Genomic DNA, 17,919 nt, shown 5'->3' on the forward strand with positions numbered 1-17,919 from the left:
AATCCCGCCACGCACCATCCGAAACACCCCATCCAGAATCAGGGTGTTGCGATGACCGGTTGAGACCGCCTCCCAGACCCGGCGAGGTAGTCCGAAACCCGGCGAGGTAGTTCGAAACTCGGTGAGGTAGTTCGAAACTCGGCGAGGTAGTTCGAAACTCGGCGAGGTAGTCCGAAACTCGTCGAGGTAGTCCGACCGCACGACGAAAGTGCCGAGCGAGGCCGGGCTTCGTGTCGCGAGGCTGGTCGGGTCTGGCGGGAGGTCGCGAGGAACGCCCTTCGACAGGCTCAGGACCCGCGGCCGGATGGCGCGCCTCGCGACACGAAGCCCGGCCTCGCTCCGCCCGACCCGAACTACCTCGCGGAGTTTCGAACTACCTCGCGGAGTTTCGAACTATCTCGCGGAGATTCGAACTACCTCGCGGAGATCGGGACTACCTCGACGGCGTCAGCACGACCTGGCCGGCCCAGGTGAAGCCGCCGCCGAAGCCGAAGAGCAGGGTGGGCGTGCCGGCCGGGATCTTTCCGGCGTGCCACCACTTGGACAGGCCCATCGGGATGGAGGCGGCCGAGGTGTTGCCCGACTCCGTGATGTCGGTGACGACGACGCGGTCCTCGAGGCCCAGCGACTTGGCCAGCGGCTCGATGATCCGCAGGTTCGCCTGGTGGGCCGCCAGGACGCCGATGTCGTCGAGCGTCAGGCCGGAGGCGTCGACGATGCGCCGTGCACGGTCGGCGGCGCGGGTGATAGCCCACTTGAAGACGGCGCGGCCGTCCTGGGCGAACTTCCCGGCGGGCTGCTCGATCACCACGGCGGGGGTCAGCTCCGGCTCGGAGCCCCACACCACGGGACCGACGGCGGGGGTGTCGGCCGCCTGGAGCACCACGGCGCCCGCGCCGTCGGCGGTGAGGATGCACGTGCTGCGGTCCGACCAGTCCGTGACGGAGGTGAGCTTCTCCGCGCCGATCACCACGGCCGTGCGCGCCGAGCCGGTGCGGATCGCCTGGTCGGCCAGGCCGACGGCGTAGGCGAAGCCCGAGCACGCGGTGTTGACGTCGATGACGCCCGGGCCGACGACGTTGCGCAGGTCCGGCTCCTCCTCGCCCTCGGGCGTGCTCGCTCCGGGCTGCACGCCGGTGCGCAGCGCGTACGCCACCCGCCCGGCGGTGTTCGGCGTCCGGTCCACCGCCGTCGTCGTGGCGACGATCACGAGGTCGACGTCGGTGCCCGCCACTCCCGCGTCGTCCAGCGCGTGCCGCGCCGCCGCCGTCGCCATGTCCGCGACGGTCACGTCGTCCGCCGCGACGTGCCGCGTGACGATACCGGTCCGCGAGCGGATCCACTCGTCGTTCGTCTCGACGAGGCGGGCGATGTCGTCGTTGGTCATGACCCGCTCGGGCTGATGGTGCCCGAGCCCGACGATGCGGGAGCCGGCTGCGCCGGCGGGGAGCGACAGTACGGGAGCGGAGGGCTCAGTCATAGGGGCGATCATCCCACCGCGCCGCGGTGGGATGTCACGCCCGCCCGCACGGCGAGAACGGGCGACGCCGGCACCTGATGAACGACGGCTCGGCGATCGACGCCGGCTACCCGGCCGCGCCGAGTACCGCGCGGCGGATCTGTTCGACGGGGACCTTGGGCTCGCGGTCGGCCGTCAGCAGGCCGTTGGTCTCCTGCATCGTGTCAGTGAGCTGCGTGTAGCAGGAGCCGGCGAGGAAGTCGCTGGCGCGCACGGCGTCGTAGAGGGCCCCGACGCGGGCGATCCAGTCGTCCCCGTCGTCCGCGGTGGTGTAGCCCCAGCCGTCGTCGCGGCGGGCGCCGGCCTGGAAGCTCACCCCGCCGAACTCGGTGAGCATGACCGGCTGCCCGGCGTCGCGCGCCCCGCCGACGAGCTGGCGGCGGTGGGACGGGGCGATCCCGCTGACGATCCGCGCGCGGGCGTCGGCGTCGGCGTAGGTGCGGGCGAGCGCGGCGCCGTCGCCCTCGTAGTCGTGCACGGTGAGGATGTCGGTGTTCTGCTGCTCCCACCCGTCGTTGGAGATCACGGGGCGGGAGGGGTCGAGCGCGCGCGTGAGGTCCGTCAGGCCCCGGGAGTAGGCCTGCTGCTCCACGTCGTCGGCGACGTGCTGGATGCCCCACGACTCGTTGAACGGCACCCACGTCACGATCGAGGGGTGGGACACGTCGCGGTCGACGGCGTCCATCCACTCGCGGGTCAGCCGCTGCACCGCGACGGACGAGAACTCGTAGGCGCCGGGCGTCTCGCCCCACACCAGGATCCCGAGGCGGTCCGCCCAGTACAGGAAGCGCGGGTCCTCGATCTTCTGGTGGATGCGGCAGGCGTTGAAGCCGAGCTCTTTGACGAGCTCGACCTCACGTCGCAGGGCCGCGCGGGAGGGGGCGGCGAGGTGGCTGTCCGGCCAGTAGCCCTGGTTGAGCACCGACCGGACGTCGCAGGGCTGGCCGTTGAGCAGGAACTCCCCGCCCGCGATGCCGACGGTCCGTACGCCCAGGTAGGAGCTCACCGCGTCGAGGGTGGCCCCGTCGGCGTCGTGCAGGGAGACCACGGCGTCGACGAGCCGCGGCGTCCGGGGCGACCACGTCAGCTCGTCCTCGGCCTGCCCGTTGCGCTGGCGCGGGATCGGCACGCTCACCTCCACGGTGGAGCGCGTGCCCCTCACGGACACCTCGATCGTGCCCAGGTCCTCGTCCCGCTCGTCGAAACGCAGCGCGACCCGCACGGAGGCCCCGGCCGGGAGCGGCCCGCGGAACCGGACCGTCAGGTCCGCCGCCGCCGGCCCCTGCGGCAGCCACCGCAGGTGCTCGATGCTCGTCGACGGCACGGCCTCGAGCCACACCGTCTGCCAGATGCCGGTGGTGCGGCGGTACCAGATCGCGTGCGCGTCCTCGTGCCAGTCCTGCTTGCCGCGGGGTTGGGTGAGGTCGTGCGGGTCGTCCTCGGCCCGCACGACGACGACGTGCTCGCCGTCGTCCGCCACGTGCCCGGTCACGTCGAACGTGAACGGGGTGTGCCCGCCCTCGTGCTCGCCGACGAACCGGCCGTCGATCCACACCGACGCGCGGTAGTCGACCGCGCCGAGGTGCAGGAGCACCCGCGGGGCGTCGGCGGACCTGCCGGCGGCGGCGAGGTCGCCCGGGCCGATGCTGCGCGCGTACCAGACCACCGGGTGGAACCCGGGCTCGTCGACGCCCGAGGCCGCCGACTCCGGGGGGAAGGGCACGGTGATGGGCCGGCTCCCCGGTGACGCCGCGCCCCACCCGGCGGCCCATCCGGCGTCGATGCCGACGCCGTCGTCGTCGTGCCGGAAGGACCAGGTGCCGTCCAGGTCGGCCCAGTCGCTCCGCAGCATCTGCGGGCGGGGATAGCTCCCGTCCTGCCGGGTCGCGAGCGGCAGGCGGTCGAGCGCTGGACGGGTGTCGGCGGAGGTCGCGGCGTGGGTCACGCGGCGAGTTTACAGCGCTAGAAATCACTGTCAACGGTACGGTTCGCGGTGTGAAGAGGGTGACGCTGCAGGACGTCGCGATGCGGGCCGGCGTCTCGATGAAGACGGTCTCCAACGTCGTCCGCGACTACCAGCACGTCAGCCCCCGGATGCGGGAGCGCGTGCAGGCCGCCATCGACGAGCTCGGGTACCGGCCCGACGCGCGCGGGCGCAGCCTGGCCACGGGGCGATCGAGCATGCTGGCGCTGGCGTTCCCCGACCTGCGTTGGCCCTACTTCACGGAGCTCGCCCACCTCTTCGCCCGCGCGTGCGCCGAGCGCGGATACCGGCTCCTGCTTGAGGAGACCGGCGGCACCACCGAGGGCGAGCTCGCCGTGCTGCGCGACCGCGACGCGGGCATCGTCGACGGCATCGTCCTGCACCCCCAGGCGCTCTCGGCCGAGCAGCTGGAGGCGCACGGCCTGGACACGCCGATGGTGCTCCTGGGCGAGGCGCCGCGACCGCCGGCCATCGACCAGGTCGCCATCGACAACGTCGCGGCCGCCGACGAAGCGGTGGCCCACCTCGTCGCCGACGGCCGACGACGGATCGGCTTCGTGGGCCACGAGGCCGGCGAGTGGTCGCACACGTCCCGGCTGCGTATCGAGGGCTACCACCTCGGCCTGGAGCAGGCCGGGCTCCCCGTCGCCGACGACCTGCTCGTGCCCCGCCACGCGGGCGACGCCCGCGGCGCGGAGGAGGCGCTCGGCGCCGCCCTCGACGCCGGCCTGCGTGTCGACGCGCTCCTGTGCCGCGACGACCACGCCGCGATCGGCGCGCTCCGCGCGCTGCACCTGCGCGGGGTCGACGTCCCGGGGGACGTCGCCGTCGTCGGCTGGGACGCCACCGTCCTGACGGCGAGCACGACCCCCAGCATCACGAGCATCGCGCCGGACACGCCCGCGCTCGTCGCGCGCACGCTCGACCTCCTGCTCGAGCGCGTGGACGGGTCGGACGCCGCGGGCCGCTCCGTGATCGTCGGACACCGCCTGCTCATCCGCGAGAGCGCGCCGGAGCCCGCCGGGACGTCCGGCCCCCGCTGAGGCGCGACCTCCGCGGGGGCCGGACGCACCGGGCTGGTGCCGGGTCGATCAGGCCGGGTCGTCCACCAGCGTGGCGAGGAGCTCGACGACCGCGCCGCGGACGTCCTCGTGCAGGTCCAGGCTGTCGAGGCCGGCGATCCCCTCCGCGGTCGCGCGCCCCGCGGAGACGACCTCCCACGCCGCGAGCTTGACCGCGTTGCCGGTCTGGGCCCGCTCGAGCACCTCGCGCACCGCCGCCCGCGGGTCGACGCCCAGCCGCAGGCGGCCCCCGACGACCACCACCGCCCCCGCGCCGGCCGCGGCCTCGAACGACACGCTCCAGCGGCCGTCCCGCCCGGTCACCGGCACGACCTCGCCGTCCACCGTGACCTCGCCCTCGGGGCGGCGGGCCAGGAAGGTGATCGTCCACTCCCGGACGGACGGGACGACATCGGCCCGGCCGGCGACGGCGCCCACCCGGAGCTCGCCGCGGTCCCGGTCCCAGCGCATGAGCGTGGTCGCGGCCGCGTCGGCCGACCCCTGCGCGTCGTCCTCCGAGTCCTCCGCGAGGTCGAGCTCGCCCGAGGCGCCGGGCGCGACGAGCACCTCGAGCGCCCGCGGGTTGCGGGTGGCGTCCCGCTCGTCGGGGCCGGCGAGCGGCAGGATCCCGCCGTCGCGCAGCAGCACGGGCACCGACTCGATCGGCCGGTGCAGCTCCACGTGCCGGTCCCCCGCGTAGACGGCCCCCGTGAACACGTCGGTCCAGCGGCCGGCCGGGAGCCAGGCCCGGGTGCGGCTCAGGCGGGAGACCTGGCTCCGCGCGGTCACGACGGGCGCGACGACCAGCTCGGTGCCGAAGGCGTACTCGTTCGGGACGCGGTACGCCTCGTCCCGGTGCGGCTCCAGGTGGTACATCGGGCGCACGAGGGGCGTGCCCGCCGCCGCTAGGTGGTTCATCGTGTGCAGGTACGGCACCAGGCGGTGCCGGAACCGCAGCGCCTCGCCCATGGCCTGGCGGTGCTCGGCCGGGAAGAGCCACGGCTCCTTGCGGATGAACGGGTTGTTCGCGGAGTGCAGCCGCATGATCGGTGAGAGGACGCCGAACTGCACCCACCGGGTCGCGAGCTCGTCGTCGCGGACGCCGCGGGTGTGCCCGCCGATGTCGTGGCTCCACCAGGCGTACCCGATGTTGGCCGCGGTGGCCGTGAACTCCGGCTGGAACGCCAGCGACTCCCACGACACCACGGCGTCGCCGGAGAAACCGACGGCGTACCGGTGGCTGCCCGGCCCCGCGTACCGCGAGAACGTCATTCCGGGGCCGCCGTGCCGGGCGGCGTCGAGGTGGTGGAAGTGGTTGAGCAGCCACAGCGGGTCGGCGCCGGGCAGGTTCGACGTGCCGCCCTGCTGCCAGTCGATCCACCAGAAGTCGACGCCCTGCTCCTCGAGCGGGTGGTGCAGCAGCTCGAAGTAGGCGCGCACGAAGTCGGGATCGGTGAGGTCGTGGGACACCGGCACCTCGGAGGTCGGGTCGATCCCCATCGCCTCGGCCACCGCCGGATAGGCGTCCTCGAACGCGCGCACGCCATCGGCCGGGTGCAGGTTGAGGGTCGTGCGCATCCCGCGCTCGTGCAGTGCGCCGAGGAAAGCCGCCGGGTCGGGGAACAGCGACCGCTCCCACGAGTAGCCCGTCCAGCCGTTGCCGTACTGCGGCGGCACGGAGCCGACCCGGTGCCAGTCCATGTCGATCACGGCGACGGACAGCGGGACGCCCTCGTCGTCGAACCGGTCCATCAGCTCCAGGTACGAGTCGGCCGAGTAGGGGTGGTACCGGCTCCACCAGTTGCCCAGCGCCCAGCGCGGCAGGCGCGTCGGCGCCCCGGACAGGGCGTACAGCTCGCGCACCGCGCGGGCGTAGTCACGACCGTGCGCGAAGACGTACAGGTCGCGGCGGCCGGCGGTCCGGGTGCCGAGCCGGCCATCGCCCTCGAAGAGGAACGAGTCGCTGTCGTCGATGGCCGCGATCCCGTTCGGGGACGCCACGCCCGGCTCCAGCTCCACGCGCCCGTCGACGTCGTCGAGGGTGCGCGCGGTGCCGCCGAGGTCGTGGGTGGCCTCCCCGTAGCGCCACCGGCCGGAGTCGGCGCCGACGAGCTCGACGACGAACCCGTGCGCGGACGGCTCGCGGCCGTCGAACCGCAGCCGCGCCCGCGACGTCGTGATCTCGATCCCGTCGCCGACGGGCCGGGCCGAGTACTCCGCCGGCCCGAGGTCGCGCCGGACGGCGAACGTCGACGCGCGGTCCTCGAACCCGCCGTCGGCGGACCACTCGACGCGGAACAGGCTGTCGGTCAGGACCGTCACCCGCCAGCGGTCACCGCGGACCTGCTGCTCGGCGCAGGCCTGCGGGGCCGCGCCGGGCAGGGGTCGGACGACGGGCAGCGGGTGTCGGGTGTCGACGACGTCGGTCACGGGTACTCCTCGGAGGTGGTGCAGGGTGGTCGGCGGGCCACGAGAGGGCTTAGCTCTTGACGGCGCCCTGGGTGATGCCGCTGATCACCCAGCGCTGCGCGATCAGGTAGACGACGACCGTCGGGGCCATCGCCATGAGGTACGAGGCGAACGCCACGTTGTAGTTCGTCCCGAACTGGCTCTGGAAGATGTTCTGCACCACGGGCAGCACCTGCAGCGTCGGGTCCGACACGATCATCGACGGCAGCATGAAGTCGTTCCACGACGCGAGGAACGCGAAGATGCCGACGGTGGCGATCATCGGGCCCAGCAGCGGCAGGATGATGCGCCAGAAGACCTGCCACGTCGTCGCGCCGTCGATGCGGGCGCTCTCCTCCAGCTCGACCGGTATCGAGCGCAGGTACGCCGAGAACAGCAGCACGCTGAACGCGAGCTGGAACATGGCGTGCAGGATGGCGACGCCCAGCGGGTTGTCGAGGCCCGTGAGCGCGGTGAGCTTGATCTCCGTCAGCGCGATCACGGGGAACGGCAGGAACATCGACGCGAGCAGGTAGACGAACGACCAGCGGAAGAACCGGTGCGACCAGTACCGCACGATCGCGTACGACGCGAGCGAGCTCAGCAGCAGCGTCAGGGCGACGGTGAGCGCCGCGACGCCGACGGAGATGCTGAACGACACCGGGAAGCGGGTCAGCTGCCACGCCTCGGCGAAGCTCTCCGGGTTGAACGGTGCCGGCAGCGCGAAGGCGTTGCCGGCCACCGACTGCTCGCTGGTCTTGAACGCCATCGTGAGGGTGACGTAGAGCGGCGCGAGCACGGTGAGGGAGCACAGGGCGAGCGCGACGGTGAGCGGCCAGCTCGTGCGGCGGCGGCCCCGGGCCGGACGACGGCGGGGCCGGTCGTCGGCCGGTGCCGGGGCGCGACCTTCGAGCGCGGGGGCGGTGGCGGTCACAGGCGGATGGTCCTTCCACGGGAGACGACGAGCTGGAGCACGGAGATGAGCACCGTGATCACGAAGAAGACCGTCGCGTTGGCCATCTGGTAGGCGTAGTCGCCGCCCGTGAAGCCGCCGAAGATCGTCATCGCGACGCTGCTCGTCGCATTGCCGGGGCCGCCGCCGGTGAGTCCGACGATGACGTCGTAGACGCCGAGGTACCCCTTGATCCCCAGGATCGTGTTGATGAGCACGAAGCCGGCGATGAGCGGCAGGGTGATGGAGCGGAACTGCCGCCAGGACCCGGCACCGTCCAGGGAGCTCGCCTCGTACAGGTCGCCGGGGATCGACGTGAGCCCGGCCGTGTAGACGAGCAGGGCGCCCGGGATGGTCTGCCAGGCGGACACGATGACGATGGCGAGCCAGGCCAGGTCGGGGTTGCCGAGGATGCTGTCGGTCAGCGGGTCGAGGCCGACCGCCGTGGCGAACGCCGGCAGGGTGTTCGAGAACAGGTAGTTGAACACGTACGCGACGACGATCCCGGAGACGACCATCGGGATCACGAAGATCGCCCGCAGCCCCGCCGCGAAGCGGATGCGCTTCGACAGCCCGATGGCGAGCACGAGGGCGATCGCCTGCGCCACGACCACCGTCACGACCGCGAAGCCGAGGGTGAACCCGTAGGCCTCGCGGACGCCCGGGTCGCCGAGGAGCGCCGCGTAGTTCCGCAGGCCCAGGAAGCTCCAGCCCCCGAAGCCGACGTAGTCGGTGAAGCTGTAGAAGATGCCCACCAGGGCGGGGACCACCACGAACACGGTGAACACGAGGAGGGCGGGGACGAGGAAGAGGTAGGCGATCGGCTCCGGTCGCCCATGGCGCCGTCGCCGGGTCCGGGCGGTCGGGGCGGTCGTCGCGGGCGTCGCGGGCGTCGATCGCGTGGCGGGCGCCGTCGTGGTCGAGGTGGTCATACCGTCGCCTCCCGGCTCGCGAGCCGGCGCCAGTCGGCGTCGAGCTGGTCGAGCATCGCCTCGAAGTTGCCCGACCGGATCGCGTCCTGCAGGTAGTTGCCCAGCGGGATCGACGTCGGGACGAAGGTGCCGGCCCCCTGGTAGAAGGCGGCGGAGTCGACGTACTGCTGCAGCCCGGCCAGCCGCTCGTCCTGCTGCGGGGGCCCGCCCTCGAGCGTCGAGTACGCGAGGTTGTCGGCGTTGTACGCGTTGAGGATCTCCGGGCGCATGAGGAACTCCACGAGCTCCTCCGCCTCCGCGCGGTGCGGGGTGGCGTCGGGGATGTACAGGCAGAGGTCGATGTTCACCCGGGCCTGGCGCTCGTCGGGGTTCTCGCTCACCGGCAGGACGAACGTCCCCACGTCGAGCTCCTCGTCCACCATGGCGATCTGGCTCAGCGCCCACGGGCCCTGGAGGTACATCGCGGCCCTGCCCTGACCGAAGGCGAGGTTGCCGTCGGCGTAGCCGCGCACGGCGTGGTCCGGGTTGAAGTACGACGAGATCGTCTTGGCCCGCTCCATCGGGACCGCCAAGGTCTTCGCGAACGAGACGTCCGAGTCGGGCCCGACGTCCGTCCCGAGCTCCTTCATCCGCCCGAAGAACTCGCCCGGGTCGACCAGGCTGCCGACGGAGTAGTCGAACAGTCCCTGCCACAGCGTCCAGGTGTCCCGGTCGGTCGCGTAGATCGGCGTGACGCCGGCCTTCTGCAGCGCGGTGCAGACGTCGACGAACTCGGACCATGTGGTCGGGACGGGGAGGTCGTGCTCGGCGAAGATCGCCTTGTTGTAGATGACCCCGGCGGCCGCCAACGAGTACGGCAGCACGCTCGTGCGCCCCGCATAGGTGGCGTACTGATCCGTGAGGCCGCTGATGTCCGTGCGCACGGTCGCCGCCGACGGCAGCCGCGACAGGTCGCCCATCTGGCCCCGGGAGACGTAGCGGGCCAGCTCCAGGTTGTCGTTGAAGCAGCCCACGTCGCCCGGCTGTCCCCGCACGAACTGGGGCGCGATCGCCGTCGTCGAGTCGTGCACGACGTGGAGGTGCGGCTGCTCCCCCTCGAAGCGTCGCAGCAGGTCGTCGAAGTAGGCGATGACCTCCTGCTTCTGCTCGTAGAACGTCAGCGTGGTGCGCCCGCCGGCATCCTGCGGCGCGGCACACCCGGCCAGCGGGACCGCCCCGAGGGCGAGGGTCCCGGCGGCCCCTGCGAGGAACGATCGACGACTCATCGCCGCGCCCCGCCGTTCGATCTTGCCCATATGTCGTCTCCTTCGACCACCATCGACTGCGACCGGAAACTTACAGCGCTGTAAAGCCTGGGTCAACCATGTCGCCGACGACCTGCTCGGGGACGAACCGGAACGGCCGGCGAGCGCCCGCTACACCCCTGCCTCGCGCGAGAAGCCCTCGATGTGGGCCTTCACCGCCTCCGCCGCGGCGTCCGCGTCGCCGGCGGCGACGGCGTCGAGCACCGTGCGGTGCTCGGAGCGCAGGCGGCCCGCCGTGCGCGGCCACGAGGGCAGCCGCTCGATCCCGACGGCGACGTACCCGCCGATCGCGCCGCGCAGGCCGGTCATGACGGCCTCGACCAGCACGTTCCCGGCCATCCGCACGAACTCGAGGTGGAACGCCTGGTCGAGCTCGAGGAACGTCGGCGGCGCGACGTCGGGATCGTCCATCAGGGCCAGGAGCCGCCCCGCCTCGTCGACGTGCGCTGCCGTGCCCGGCGCGCGGACGGCGACCCGGCCGGCGGCCTGGGCCACGGCCCACGACTCCAGCAGCACCCGGGTGGCGACCACGTCGCGCACCGGCAGCGTGCCCGTGGCGACGTGCAGCCGCACCGCGGCGCCCAGCCCGGCCGCCGGGCGGTCCACGACGATCGCGCCGGACTCCGGCCCCGACCCGACGCCGCTACGCACGATGCCGAGGGCCTCGAGGATTCGCATCGCCTCGCGCACGGAGGGTCGGGAGACGCCGAGATCCTCGGCGAGGGTCCGCTCGCCGGGCAGGCGGGCGCCGAGACCCCAGCGGCCGGCCGCGATGCCCTCCTCGAGGTGGACGAGGACGCGTTCATGGGTGCGCACCGGGCCAGCGTATCGGGCGTCCGTTATGTGGTCAGACCACATCGGGTACAGTGACCGACCGTGGTTCGGGCCCCGTACCGTCGTCGCCGCACCGAGGCAGCCGTGGCGACCTCGAGCAGGCCCGGCCATGCTGGACGAGCCGCACCGAGCCGCACCGCCGCCGCACCGAGAAGCCGCACCGAGGAGTCGAATGCGCATCGCTCTCGCCGCCACCTGCCTCGCCGACACCCTGTTCCCGGGAGCCCCGCGCGCCACCGTGCGGCTGCTGGAGCGGCTCGGCCACGAGGTGGTCTTCCCCACGGACCAGGCGTGCTGCGGGCAGATGCACGTCAACACCGGGTACTTCCGCGAGGCCGTGCCCGTGATCCGCAACCACGTGGAGACGTTCGCCCCCGTGGCCGACGGCGAGTGGGACGCCGTCGTCATGCCGTCGGGCTCGTGCACGGGCTCGGTGCGCCATCAGCAGGCGATGGTCTGCCGCCGCGCCGGCCTGGACGACCTCGCCGCCACCGCCGAGGCCGTCTCCGCCAAGACGTACGAGCTGTCCGAGCTGCTGGTCGACGTGCTCGGCCTCTCCGACGTCGGCGCCTGGTTCCCGCACCGCGTCACCTACCACCCCACCTGCCACTCGCTGCGCATGCTGCGCGTGGGCGACAAGCCACTGCGGCTGCTGCGCGCCGTCGAGAGCGTCGACCTCGTCGAGCTGCCTGCCGCCGACACGTGCTGCGGCTTCGGCGGCACGTTCGCGCTGAAGAACGCGGACACCTCGGCGGCGATGCTCGAGGACAAGGCGGCGAACGTGCGCGGCACGGGCGCCGAGGTGCTCACCGCGGGCGACATGTCGTGCCTCATGCACATCGGCGGCGGGCTGTCCCGACAGGGCACCGGCATCCGCGTGCTGCACCTGGCGGAGGTGCTCGCCTCCACCCGGGCGGAGCCCACCCCGCTGCCGGAGACGACCTTCAGCCGCCCCGAGCGGACGGAGGCGACCCGATGAGCCGCACCTTCCTGGGCCTGCCGCGCACGCTGCAGCGCCCCGACGACGCGGGCGCCGACGAGCCCTTCGGCCGGGTCCCGCACCCGCGGGAGCCCCTGCGCTGGGGCGACGCCTTCCCCGCCGCCGCGAAGCAGACGCTGGCGAACGACCAGCTGCGCCGCAACCTCGGCCACGCCACGCAGGTCATCCGCACCAAGCGGGCCGCCGTCGTCGGCGAGGTGCCCGACTGGGAGGCCCTGCGCGACGCCGGGTCGGCCGTAAAGCAGCAGGTCATGGCCCACCTGCCCGAGCTGCTGGCCCAGCTCGAGGAGAACGTCGTCGCGCGCGGGGGCGTCGTGCACTGGGCCCGCGACGCGGCCGAGGCCAACCGCATCGTCGCCGACATCGCGAAGGCCAAGGGCGCCGACGAGGTGGTCAAGGTCAAGTCGATGGCCACCCAGGAGATCGGGCTCAACGAGGCGCTGGCCGACGTGGGCATCGCCGCCATCGAGACCGACCTGGCCGAGCTCATCGTGCAGCTCGCCGACGACATGCCGTCGCACATCCTCGTGCCCGCGATCCACCGCAACCGCTCGGAGATCCGCGACATCTTCCTCGCCCGCATGGGCGACGCGCCGCCGGACCTGTCCGACGTCCCGCGCGAGCTCGCGATGGCGGCCCGCGCCCACCTGCGCCGCAAGTTCCTCTCCGCCAAGGTCGCCGTCAGCGGCGCGAACTTCGCCGTCGCCGACACCGGGACCCTCACGGTCGTGGAGTCCGAGGGCAACGGGCGCATGTGCCTCACGCTGCCCGAGACGCTCGTGACCGTGATGGGCATCGAGAAGCTCGTGCCCACCTTCGACGACCTCGAGGTCTTCCTGCAGCTGCTCCCCCGCTCGTCCACCGGCGAGCGCATGAACCCGTACACCTCCCTGTGGACGGGCGTGACGCCGGGTGACGGGCCGCAGGAGTTCCACCTGGTGCTGCTCGACAACGGCCGCACCGACGTGCTCGCCGACGAGGTCGGCCGCGCCGCGCTGCACTGCATCCGCTGCTCCGCCTGCCTCAACGTGTGCCCCGTCTACGAGCGGGTGGGCGGCCACGCGTACGGCTCCGTGTACCCCGGGCCGATCGGCGCCATCCTCACCCCGCAGCTCACGGCGTCGACGGGCGGCGTGTCCGGGCACGACGACCCCAACGCGTCCCTGCCCTATGCCTCCTCGCTGTGCGGCGCGTGCTACGACGTCTGCCCGGTGAAGATCGACATCCCGTCGATCCTCGTCGACCTGCGGGCGCGGGAGGTCGACGCCGACCGGTCCAAGCGCGGCGTCGACCCGTGGAAGGCGGCCATGAAGGCCGCGGCGTGGGTCATGACCGACGGCGACCGGTTCGCCCTCGCCGGGCGGGCGGCCACGCTGGGCAGCGGCCTGGGTGGTCGTGACCACGCCATCTCCCTGGCGCCCCCGCCGGCGTCCGCGTGGACCCGTTCGCGCGACCTGCCGGCGCCGCCGCGGCAGACGTTCCGGCAGTGGTGGGCGGCCGAGCACGAGACCGAGGAGGGCACACGATGAGCGACGCACGGGCCGAGGTGCTCTCGCGGGTGCGCGCGGCGCTGGGGCAGGCAGGCGCCGGTACGACGCCGTCGGGCGCGGTCGGGACGGCGCCCCACCCGGAGCCCGTGCCGCGCGAGTACCGACCGGCCGGGGAGCACGCGCCCGGCTCGGCGGAGGTGCTCGAGCAGCTCGTCGACCGGCTGGTGGACTACAAGGCGCACGTGCACCAGGTGTCCGCCGACGCCCTGCCCGCCACCATCGCGACCCTCGTCACCGAGTTGTCAGGACCACGCGCAGGTATTCATGCTCCTGGTCCTGACAACTCTCCGGCGCCCGAGTTGTCAGGGCCAGGAGAAGGTATTCATGGTCTTGGGCCTGACAGGTCGCGCGGGGCGCAGGTCGTGGCGCCGACGGGGCTCGACGACGGGTGGCTCGCCGCGCTGCCCGCGGGCACCGACGTCGTGCGGGACTCCCGCGAGGACCCGCACGCCGCGACGGAGCTCGACGCTGCGGACGCCGTCGTCACCGCCGCGCGGGTCGCGATCTCCGAGACGGGCACGATCGTGCTCGACGGCGGGCCCGACCAGGGGCGCCGCGCGATCTCGCTGGTGCCCGACGTGCACCTGTGCGTCGTGCTCGCCGACCAGGTGGTGCAGACCGTGCCGGAGGCGGTCCGGCTGCTCGGCGAGCACCCGGACCGCCCCCTCACCTGGATCTCCGGCCCCAGCGCGACGTCCGACATCGAGCTGGACCGGGTCGAGGGCGTGCACGGCCCCCGCACCCTGCACGTGCTGCTGGTCGCCGGCTGACGTCAGGGCGGGACGCCACCGGCGGGGGGGATCTGAGGCACCACCAGCCGCGCGGACGGTGCTCGGCGTCGGGCAGAGTCGGACAGAATGGTGTCCCGTGACCGACCCCGAGCCCCCGACGTCCGACGCCCTCTTCGACGTGCCGGAGGGCGCGCGCCGGCCCGGACGGCGGATCGTGCTGCTGACCGGGCCGTCGGGCTCGGGCAAGACGGCGCTCACGCGCCGCCTGGGCCTTCCCGTGATGAACCTCGACGACTTCTACCGGGACGTCGACTACCCCGGCATGCCGATGCGCTACGGCATCGTCGACTGGGACGACCCGCGCAGCTGGGACCGCGACGCGGCTCTCGACGCGCTTCGCGAGGTGGTGCGCACCGGCCGGGCCCAGGTGCCGGTCTACGACATCCCCACGTCGCGCCGTACGGGCGGCACGGTGCTCGAGACGGGCGACGCCCCGGTCGTCGTCGCGGAGGGGATCTTCGCCGCGGAGCTGGTGCGGGCGTGCCGCGCCGAGGGCTTCCTTGCCGACGCGATCTGCCTCACCCAGCCCCGCCTGCTGACGTTCTGGTTCCGCTTCCTGCGCGACGTCGCGGAGGCGCGCAAGCCGCTGACCACGCTGGTGCGCCGCGGCTGGGGGCTGCTCCGCGCGGAGCCGGAGCTGGTGCGCCGCTGGGTGTCGCTCGGCTGCCGCACGGCCACGCGCGCGCAGGCCGAGCGGGACATCCGGGCGCTCGCGCGCTGACCGACACGCCGCGGGCCGCTTCCCGGCCACCGCGCAACACCCGCAAGACGTCATGAAGTTGTCACACGCCGGCCATGTGCCTCACATCAACTCCCCTGATTCTGGCGGGAGGAGGTGGTCCCCATGGTCCGACCCCGAGCACCAGGGGTCGGGCCTGGGGCACCAGGGGTCGGGCCTGGGGTACCTGCTGCGCGCGGCCGACGCCGGCCGGCTCGCCGCGGTCGTGTGCTGCGCGGAGTCCACGCGCGCCGCCTACGGGGCCGCGGGCATGAGCCCCACCAACCCGGAGCTCTCGGCGGACCTCGCGGACGCCTTCGCCGACCGGCCGGACCTGCGCGGGCGGGTGCACCTGCTCGGCGTGCGGCACGACATGGAGCTCGTGCTCGCGCGCGCCTGACGTCGTACCGCCCGCCGTCAGCGGGTCGAGTCGCGCAGCAGCACCTCGAACTCCACTTCGGTGACGGTGCCGGGCGCGTCGTCGTCGTCGACGGCGGCCTGCACCGCGATGCGGCCCATGTCCTCGAGCGGGATGCGCACGGTCGAGAGCGCCGGGACGTGGTCGCGCAGCGTGGGGACGTCGTCGAAGCCCGCGACGCGCACGTCGCGCGGCACCTCCACGCCCAGCTCCCGCAGCCGCGCGATGAGCCCGATCGCCATGACGTCCGTGACGGCGAAGACGCACACCGGCTCGCCGCCGGCCCGCGCGTCCCGCACCATCGCCGCGACGTCGTCCCCGGCGGCGTACCCACCGTCGCGCGAGAACTCGGTGACCAGGAGCTCCTCGACGACGCCGCCCCCGGCCAGCGCGGCCTGCGTGAAGGCGTCGGCGCGCTCCCGCGACGTCACGACGCGCGACGGCCCGCCGAGCACCGCGAACCGGCGCTGCCCCCGGCCGAGCAGCGCCTCGGCGAGCGCGCGGGCGCCGGTCGCGTTGGGCGGGCGCACCACGGACCCCCCGCCGACCGGCTGGCCGACGATCACGGACCGCCCGCCCGCGGCGACGAACGCGTCGAGCTCGGCCGCGAGCGCGGCGTCCTCGTCGGGGGTCCACCGGGTACCGGCGACGACGACGGCGTCGACCCGGTGGGCGGCGAAGGCCGCGACGGCCTCGCGCTCCGCCTCGGGGTCGCGGCTCGTGGACGCCAGCAGCACGAGCCGGCCGCTCGCTCGGGCGGCGACCTGCGCCCCGGCCGCGATCGACGAGAAGTACGGGTCGGAGATGTCCTGCACGACGAGGCCGAGCAGGCCCGAGCGGGCGCGCGCCAGCGCCTGCGCCTGCGCGTTGACGACGTAGCCCAGCTCCGCCGCGGCGGCCCGCACCCGGCCGACCAGCTCGGCGCCGGGCTGCCGTGCCGACCCGTTGAGCGCCCGCGACGCCGTCGCCAGGGAGACCCTCGCGCGGTCGGCGACGTCCTGCAGCCTCGCTCGTGCCACCTGCTCCTCCAGCCCCGTCCGGCGGGACGCCTTGACGCGCTCGCCGGGGACACCCTACCGTGGCCTGGAAAGCGCATTCCTCAGCCTTCCCGCGGGTGTGTGCGCCCTGCCACCCGGCGCCACCGCACCCGCGGGGTCGCCGACGACGAAGGAGTCCCGAGTGAGCACATCCACGCGCACCCTGCGCATCGCGATGAACGGCGTCACCGGCCGTATGGGCCACCGCCAGCACCTCGGGCGCTCGATCCTGCCGATCCGCGAGCAGGGCGGCGTCGAGCTGGCCGACGGCACCCGCGTGCAGGTGGAGCCCGTGCTCGTGGGCCGCAACGAGTCCAAGCTGGCCGAGCTGGCCGAGCAGCACGACGTCGCCGAGTGGACCACCGACCTGGACGGCATCGTCACCGACGCCGCCACCGACATCGTCTTCGACGCGTCGATGACGTCGCTGCGGGCCAAGACCCTCACCAAGGCGATGCAGGCGGGCAAGCACGTCTACACCGAGAAGCCGACCGCGGAGACCCTGGCCGAGGCCGTCGAGCTGGCGCGGCTGCGCGACGAGACCGGCGTCACGGCCGGCGTCGTGCACGACAAGCTGTACCTGCCCGGCCTGGTCAAGCTGCGCCGGCTCGTGGACGAGGGCTTCTTCGGCCGCATCCTCTCGCTGCGCGGCGAGTTCGGCTACTGGGTGTTCGAGGGCGAGCACCAGGCCGCGCAGCGCCCGTCGTGGAACTACCGCAAGGAGGACGGCGGCGGCATGACCACGGACATGTTCTGCCACTGGAACTACGTGCTCGAGGGCATCCTCGGCTCCGTGAGGACGGTCTCGGCGCAGACCATCACCCACATCCCGACCCGCTGGGACGAGCAGGGCCGCGAGTACCCGGCCACGGCCGACGACGCCGCATACGGCATCTTCGAGGTCGAGACGCCGGGCGGCGACCCGGTCGTCGCGCAGATCAACTCCTCCTGGGCCGTGCGGGTGTACCGCGACGAGCTCGTGGAGTTCCAGATCGACGGCACCCACGGCTCGGCCGTGGCGGGCCTGCGCACGTGCGTCGCGCAGCAGCGGGCGCACACACCCAAGCCCGTGTGGAACCCGGATCTGCCCGTCACCGAGCCGTTCCGCGACCAGTGGCTCGAGGTGCCCGCCAACGCCGACCTCGACAACGGCTTCAAGCTGCAGTGGGAGGAGTTCCTGCGCGACGTCGTCGCCGGGCGCCCGCACCGCTTCGACCTGCTGTCCGCCGCGCGCGGCGTGCAGCTCGCCGAGCTCGGCCTGCGTTCGTCGGCCGAGGGTCGCCGCCTCGACGTCCCGGAGATCACGCTGTGACCGCCCGATCGCTGGTCGCCCTTCGACAGGCTCAGGAACCGCGTGGCGAGGCCCGACCC

15 protein-coding genes are annotated in these 17,919 nt (G+C 73.3%); 7 read left to right on the forward strand and 8 right to left on the reverse strand.

Annotated elements, in window-relative coordinates:
* Positions 1-433: 433 nt before the first annotated feature.
* Together AC1C2W_RS10470 and AC1C2W_RS10475 are read right to left on the reverse strand one after the other, a co-directional pair.
* Complete coding sequence (locus tag AC1C2W_RS10470) at positions 434-1,480, reverse strand: beta-ketoacyl-ACP synthase III (protein ID WP_495413057.1); 1,047 nt, start codon at positions 1,478-1,480, stop codon at positions 434-436.
* A 106-nt stretch (positions 1,481-1,586) separates the two neighbouring features.
* A complete protein-coding gene (locus AC1C2W_RS10475; RefSeq protein ID WP_495388806.1) occupies positions 1,587-3,464 on the reverse strand; it encodes a glycoside hydrolase family 2 protein in 1,878 nt (625 codons plus the stop codon).
* Between the two features lie 50 nt (positions 3,465-3,514).
* On the opposite strand from AC1C2W_RS10475, the gene AC1C2W_RS10480 reads away from it, so the two are divergent.
* The gene (locus AC1C2W_RS10480) at positions 3,515-4,546 is read left to right on the forward strand and encodes a LacI family DNA-binding transcriptional regulator (protein WP_495413058.1); all 1,032 of its coding nucleotides are present in this window, start codon (positions 3,515-3,517) and stop codon (positions 4,544-4,546) included.
* A gap of 48 nt (positions 4,547-4,594) precedes the next feature.
* Here the strand turns inward: AC1C2W_RS10480 and AC1C2W_RS10485 are convergent, their stop codons facing one another.
* From AC1C2W_RS10485 to AC1C2W_RS10505, 5 genes are all read right to left on the reverse strand, one after another.
* Positions 4,595-6,994, reverse strand: a complete 2,400-nt coding sequence (locus AC1C2W_RS10485) for a glycoside hydrolase family 31 protein (protein WP_495413059.1) — start codon at positions 6,992-6,994, stop codon at positions 4,595-4,597.
* Between the two features lie 49 nt (positions 6,995-7,043).
* Complete coding sequence (locus AC1C2W_RS10490) at positions 7,044-7,946, reverse strand: carbohydrate ABC transporter permease (RefSeq protein ID WP_495388809.1); 903 nt, start codon at positions 7,944-7,946, stop codon at positions 7,044-7,046.
* Positions 7,943-8,896: a carbohydrate ABC transporter permease gene (locus AC1C2W_RS10495; RefSeq protein WP_495388810.1), complete on the reverse strand. Its 954-nt coding sequence runs from the start codon at positions 8,894-8,896 to the stop codon at positions 7,943-7,945. The genes AC1C2W_RS10490 and AC1C2W_RS10495 overlap by 4 nt, the downstream gene beginning before the upstream one ends.
* The gene (locus tag AC1C2W_RS10500; RefSeq protein ID WP_495413060.1) at positions 8,893-10,191 is read right to left on the reverse strand and encodes an ABC transporter substrate-binding protein; all 1,299 of its coding nucleotides are present in this window, start codon (positions 10,189-10,191) and stop codon (positions 8,893-8,895) included. Before AC1C2W_RS10500 ends, AC1C2W_RS10495 begins: the two co-directional genes overlap by 4 nt.
* A gap of 120 nt (positions 10,192-10,311) precedes the next feature.
* Positions 10,312-11,016, reverse strand: coding sequence for a FadR/GntR family transcriptional regulator (locus tag AC1C2W_RS10505; RefSeq protein WP_495388812.1), 705 nt, complete (start codon positions 11,014-11,016; stop codon positions 10,312-10,314).
* 190 nt (positions 11,017-11,206) lie between these two features.
* Between AC1C2W_RS10505 and AC1C2W_RS10510 the strand changes: the two genes are divergently transcribed.
* The 5 genes from AC1C2W_RS10510 (at position 11,207) to AC1C2W_RS10530 (ending at position 15,493) form a co-directional block, all read left to right on the forward strand.
* Complete coding sequence (locus tag AC1C2W_RS10510) at positions 11,207-12,013, forward strand: (Fe-S)-binding protein (protein WP_495388813.1); 807 nt, start codon at positions 11,207-11,209, stop codon at positions 12,011-12,013.
* Positions 12,010-13,563 (forward strand): LutB/LldF family L-lactate oxidation iron-sulfur protein, encoded by a 1,554-nt coding sequence (locus AC1C2W_RS10515; RefSeq protein WP_495388814.1) that lies wholly within the window; start codon positions 12,010-12,012, stop codon positions 13,561-13,563. Before AC1C2W_RS10510 ends, AC1C2W_RS10515 begins: the two co-directional genes overlap by 4 nt.
* A complete protein-coding gene (locus AC1C2W_RS10520) occupies positions 13,560-14,354 on the forward strand; it encodes a LutC/YkgG family protein (RefSeq protein ID WP_495413061.1) in 795 nt (264 codons plus the stop codon). The genes AC1C2W_RS10515 and AC1C2W_RS10520 overlap by 4 nt, the downstream gene beginning before the upstream one ends.
* Positions 14,355-14,451: 97 nt before the next feature.
* Positions 14,452-15,096, forward strand: coding sequence for a uridine kinase family protein (locus tag AC1C2W_RS10525; RefSeq protein ID WP_495388816.1), 645 nt, complete (start codon positions 14,452-14,454; stop codon positions 15,094-15,096).
* 76 nt (positions 15,097-15,172) lie between these two features.
* The gene (locus tag AC1C2W_RS10530) at positions 15,173-15,493 is read left to right on the forward strand and encodes a hypothetical protein (RefSeq protein WP_495388817.1); all 321 of its coding nucleotides are present in this window, start codon (positions 15,173-15,175) and stop codon (positions 15,491-15,493) included.
* A gap of 17 nt (positions 15,494-15,510) precedes the next feature.
* Here AC1C2W_RS10530 and AC1C2W_RS10535 read toward each other — a convergent pair whose 3' ends face one another.
* Positions 15,511-16,530, reverse strand: coding sequence for a LacI family DNA-binding transcriptional regulator (locus AC1C2W_RS10535; protein WP_495388818.1), 1,020 nt, complete (start codon positions 16,528-16,530; stop codon positions 15,511-15,513).
* A gap of 193 nt (positions 16,531-16,723) precedes the next feature.
* Here AC1C2W_RS10535 and AC1C2W_RS10540 point away from each other — a divergent pair, with 193 nt between their 5' ends.
* The gene (locus AC1C2W_RS10540) at positions 16,724-17,860 is read left to right on the forward strand and encodes a Gfo/Idh/MocA family protein (protein WP_495389131.1); all 1,137 of its coding nucleotides are present in this window, start codon (positions 16,724-16,726) and stop codon (positions 17,858-17,860) included.
* Positions 17,861-17,919 lie beyond the last annotated feature (59 nt).

This window comes from Isoptericola sp. Y581, assembly GCF_059445475.1.

What these genes read in the sequence shown, in the direction of transcription:
- AC1C2W_RS10470 (WP_495413057.1), bottom strand. Translation starts at nt 1,480, where the DNA reads ATGACTGAGCCCTCCGCTCCCGTACTGTCGCTCCCCGCCGGCGCAGCC.
- AC1C2W_RS10495 (WP_495388810.1), bottom strand. Translation starts at nt 8,896, where the DNA reads ATGACCACCTCGACCACGACGGCGCCCGCCACGCGATCGACGCCCGCG.
- AC1C2W_RS10500 (WP_495413060.1), bottom strand. Translation starts at nt 10,191, where the DNA reads ATGGGCAAGATCGAACGGCGGGGCGCGGCGATGAGTCGTCGATCGTTC.
- AC1C2W_RS10510 (WP_495388813.1), top strand. Translation starts at nt 11,207, where the DNA reads ATGCGCATCGCTCTCGCCGCCACCTGCCTCGCCGACACCCTGTTCCCG.
- AC1C2W_RS10515 (WP_495388814.1), top strand. Translation starts at nt 12,010, where the DNA reads ATGAGCCGCACCTTCCTGGGCCTGCCGCGCACGCTGCAGCGCCCCGAC.
- AC1C2W_RS10520 (WP_495413061.1), top strand. Translation starts at nt 13,560, where the DNA reads ATGAGCGACGCACGGGCCGAGGTGCTCTCGCGGGTGCGCGCGGCGCTG.
- AC1C2W_RS10540 (WP_495389131.1), top strand. Translation starts at nt 16,724, where the DNA reads ATGAACGGCGTCACCGGCCGTATGGGCCACCGCCAGCACCTCGGGCGC.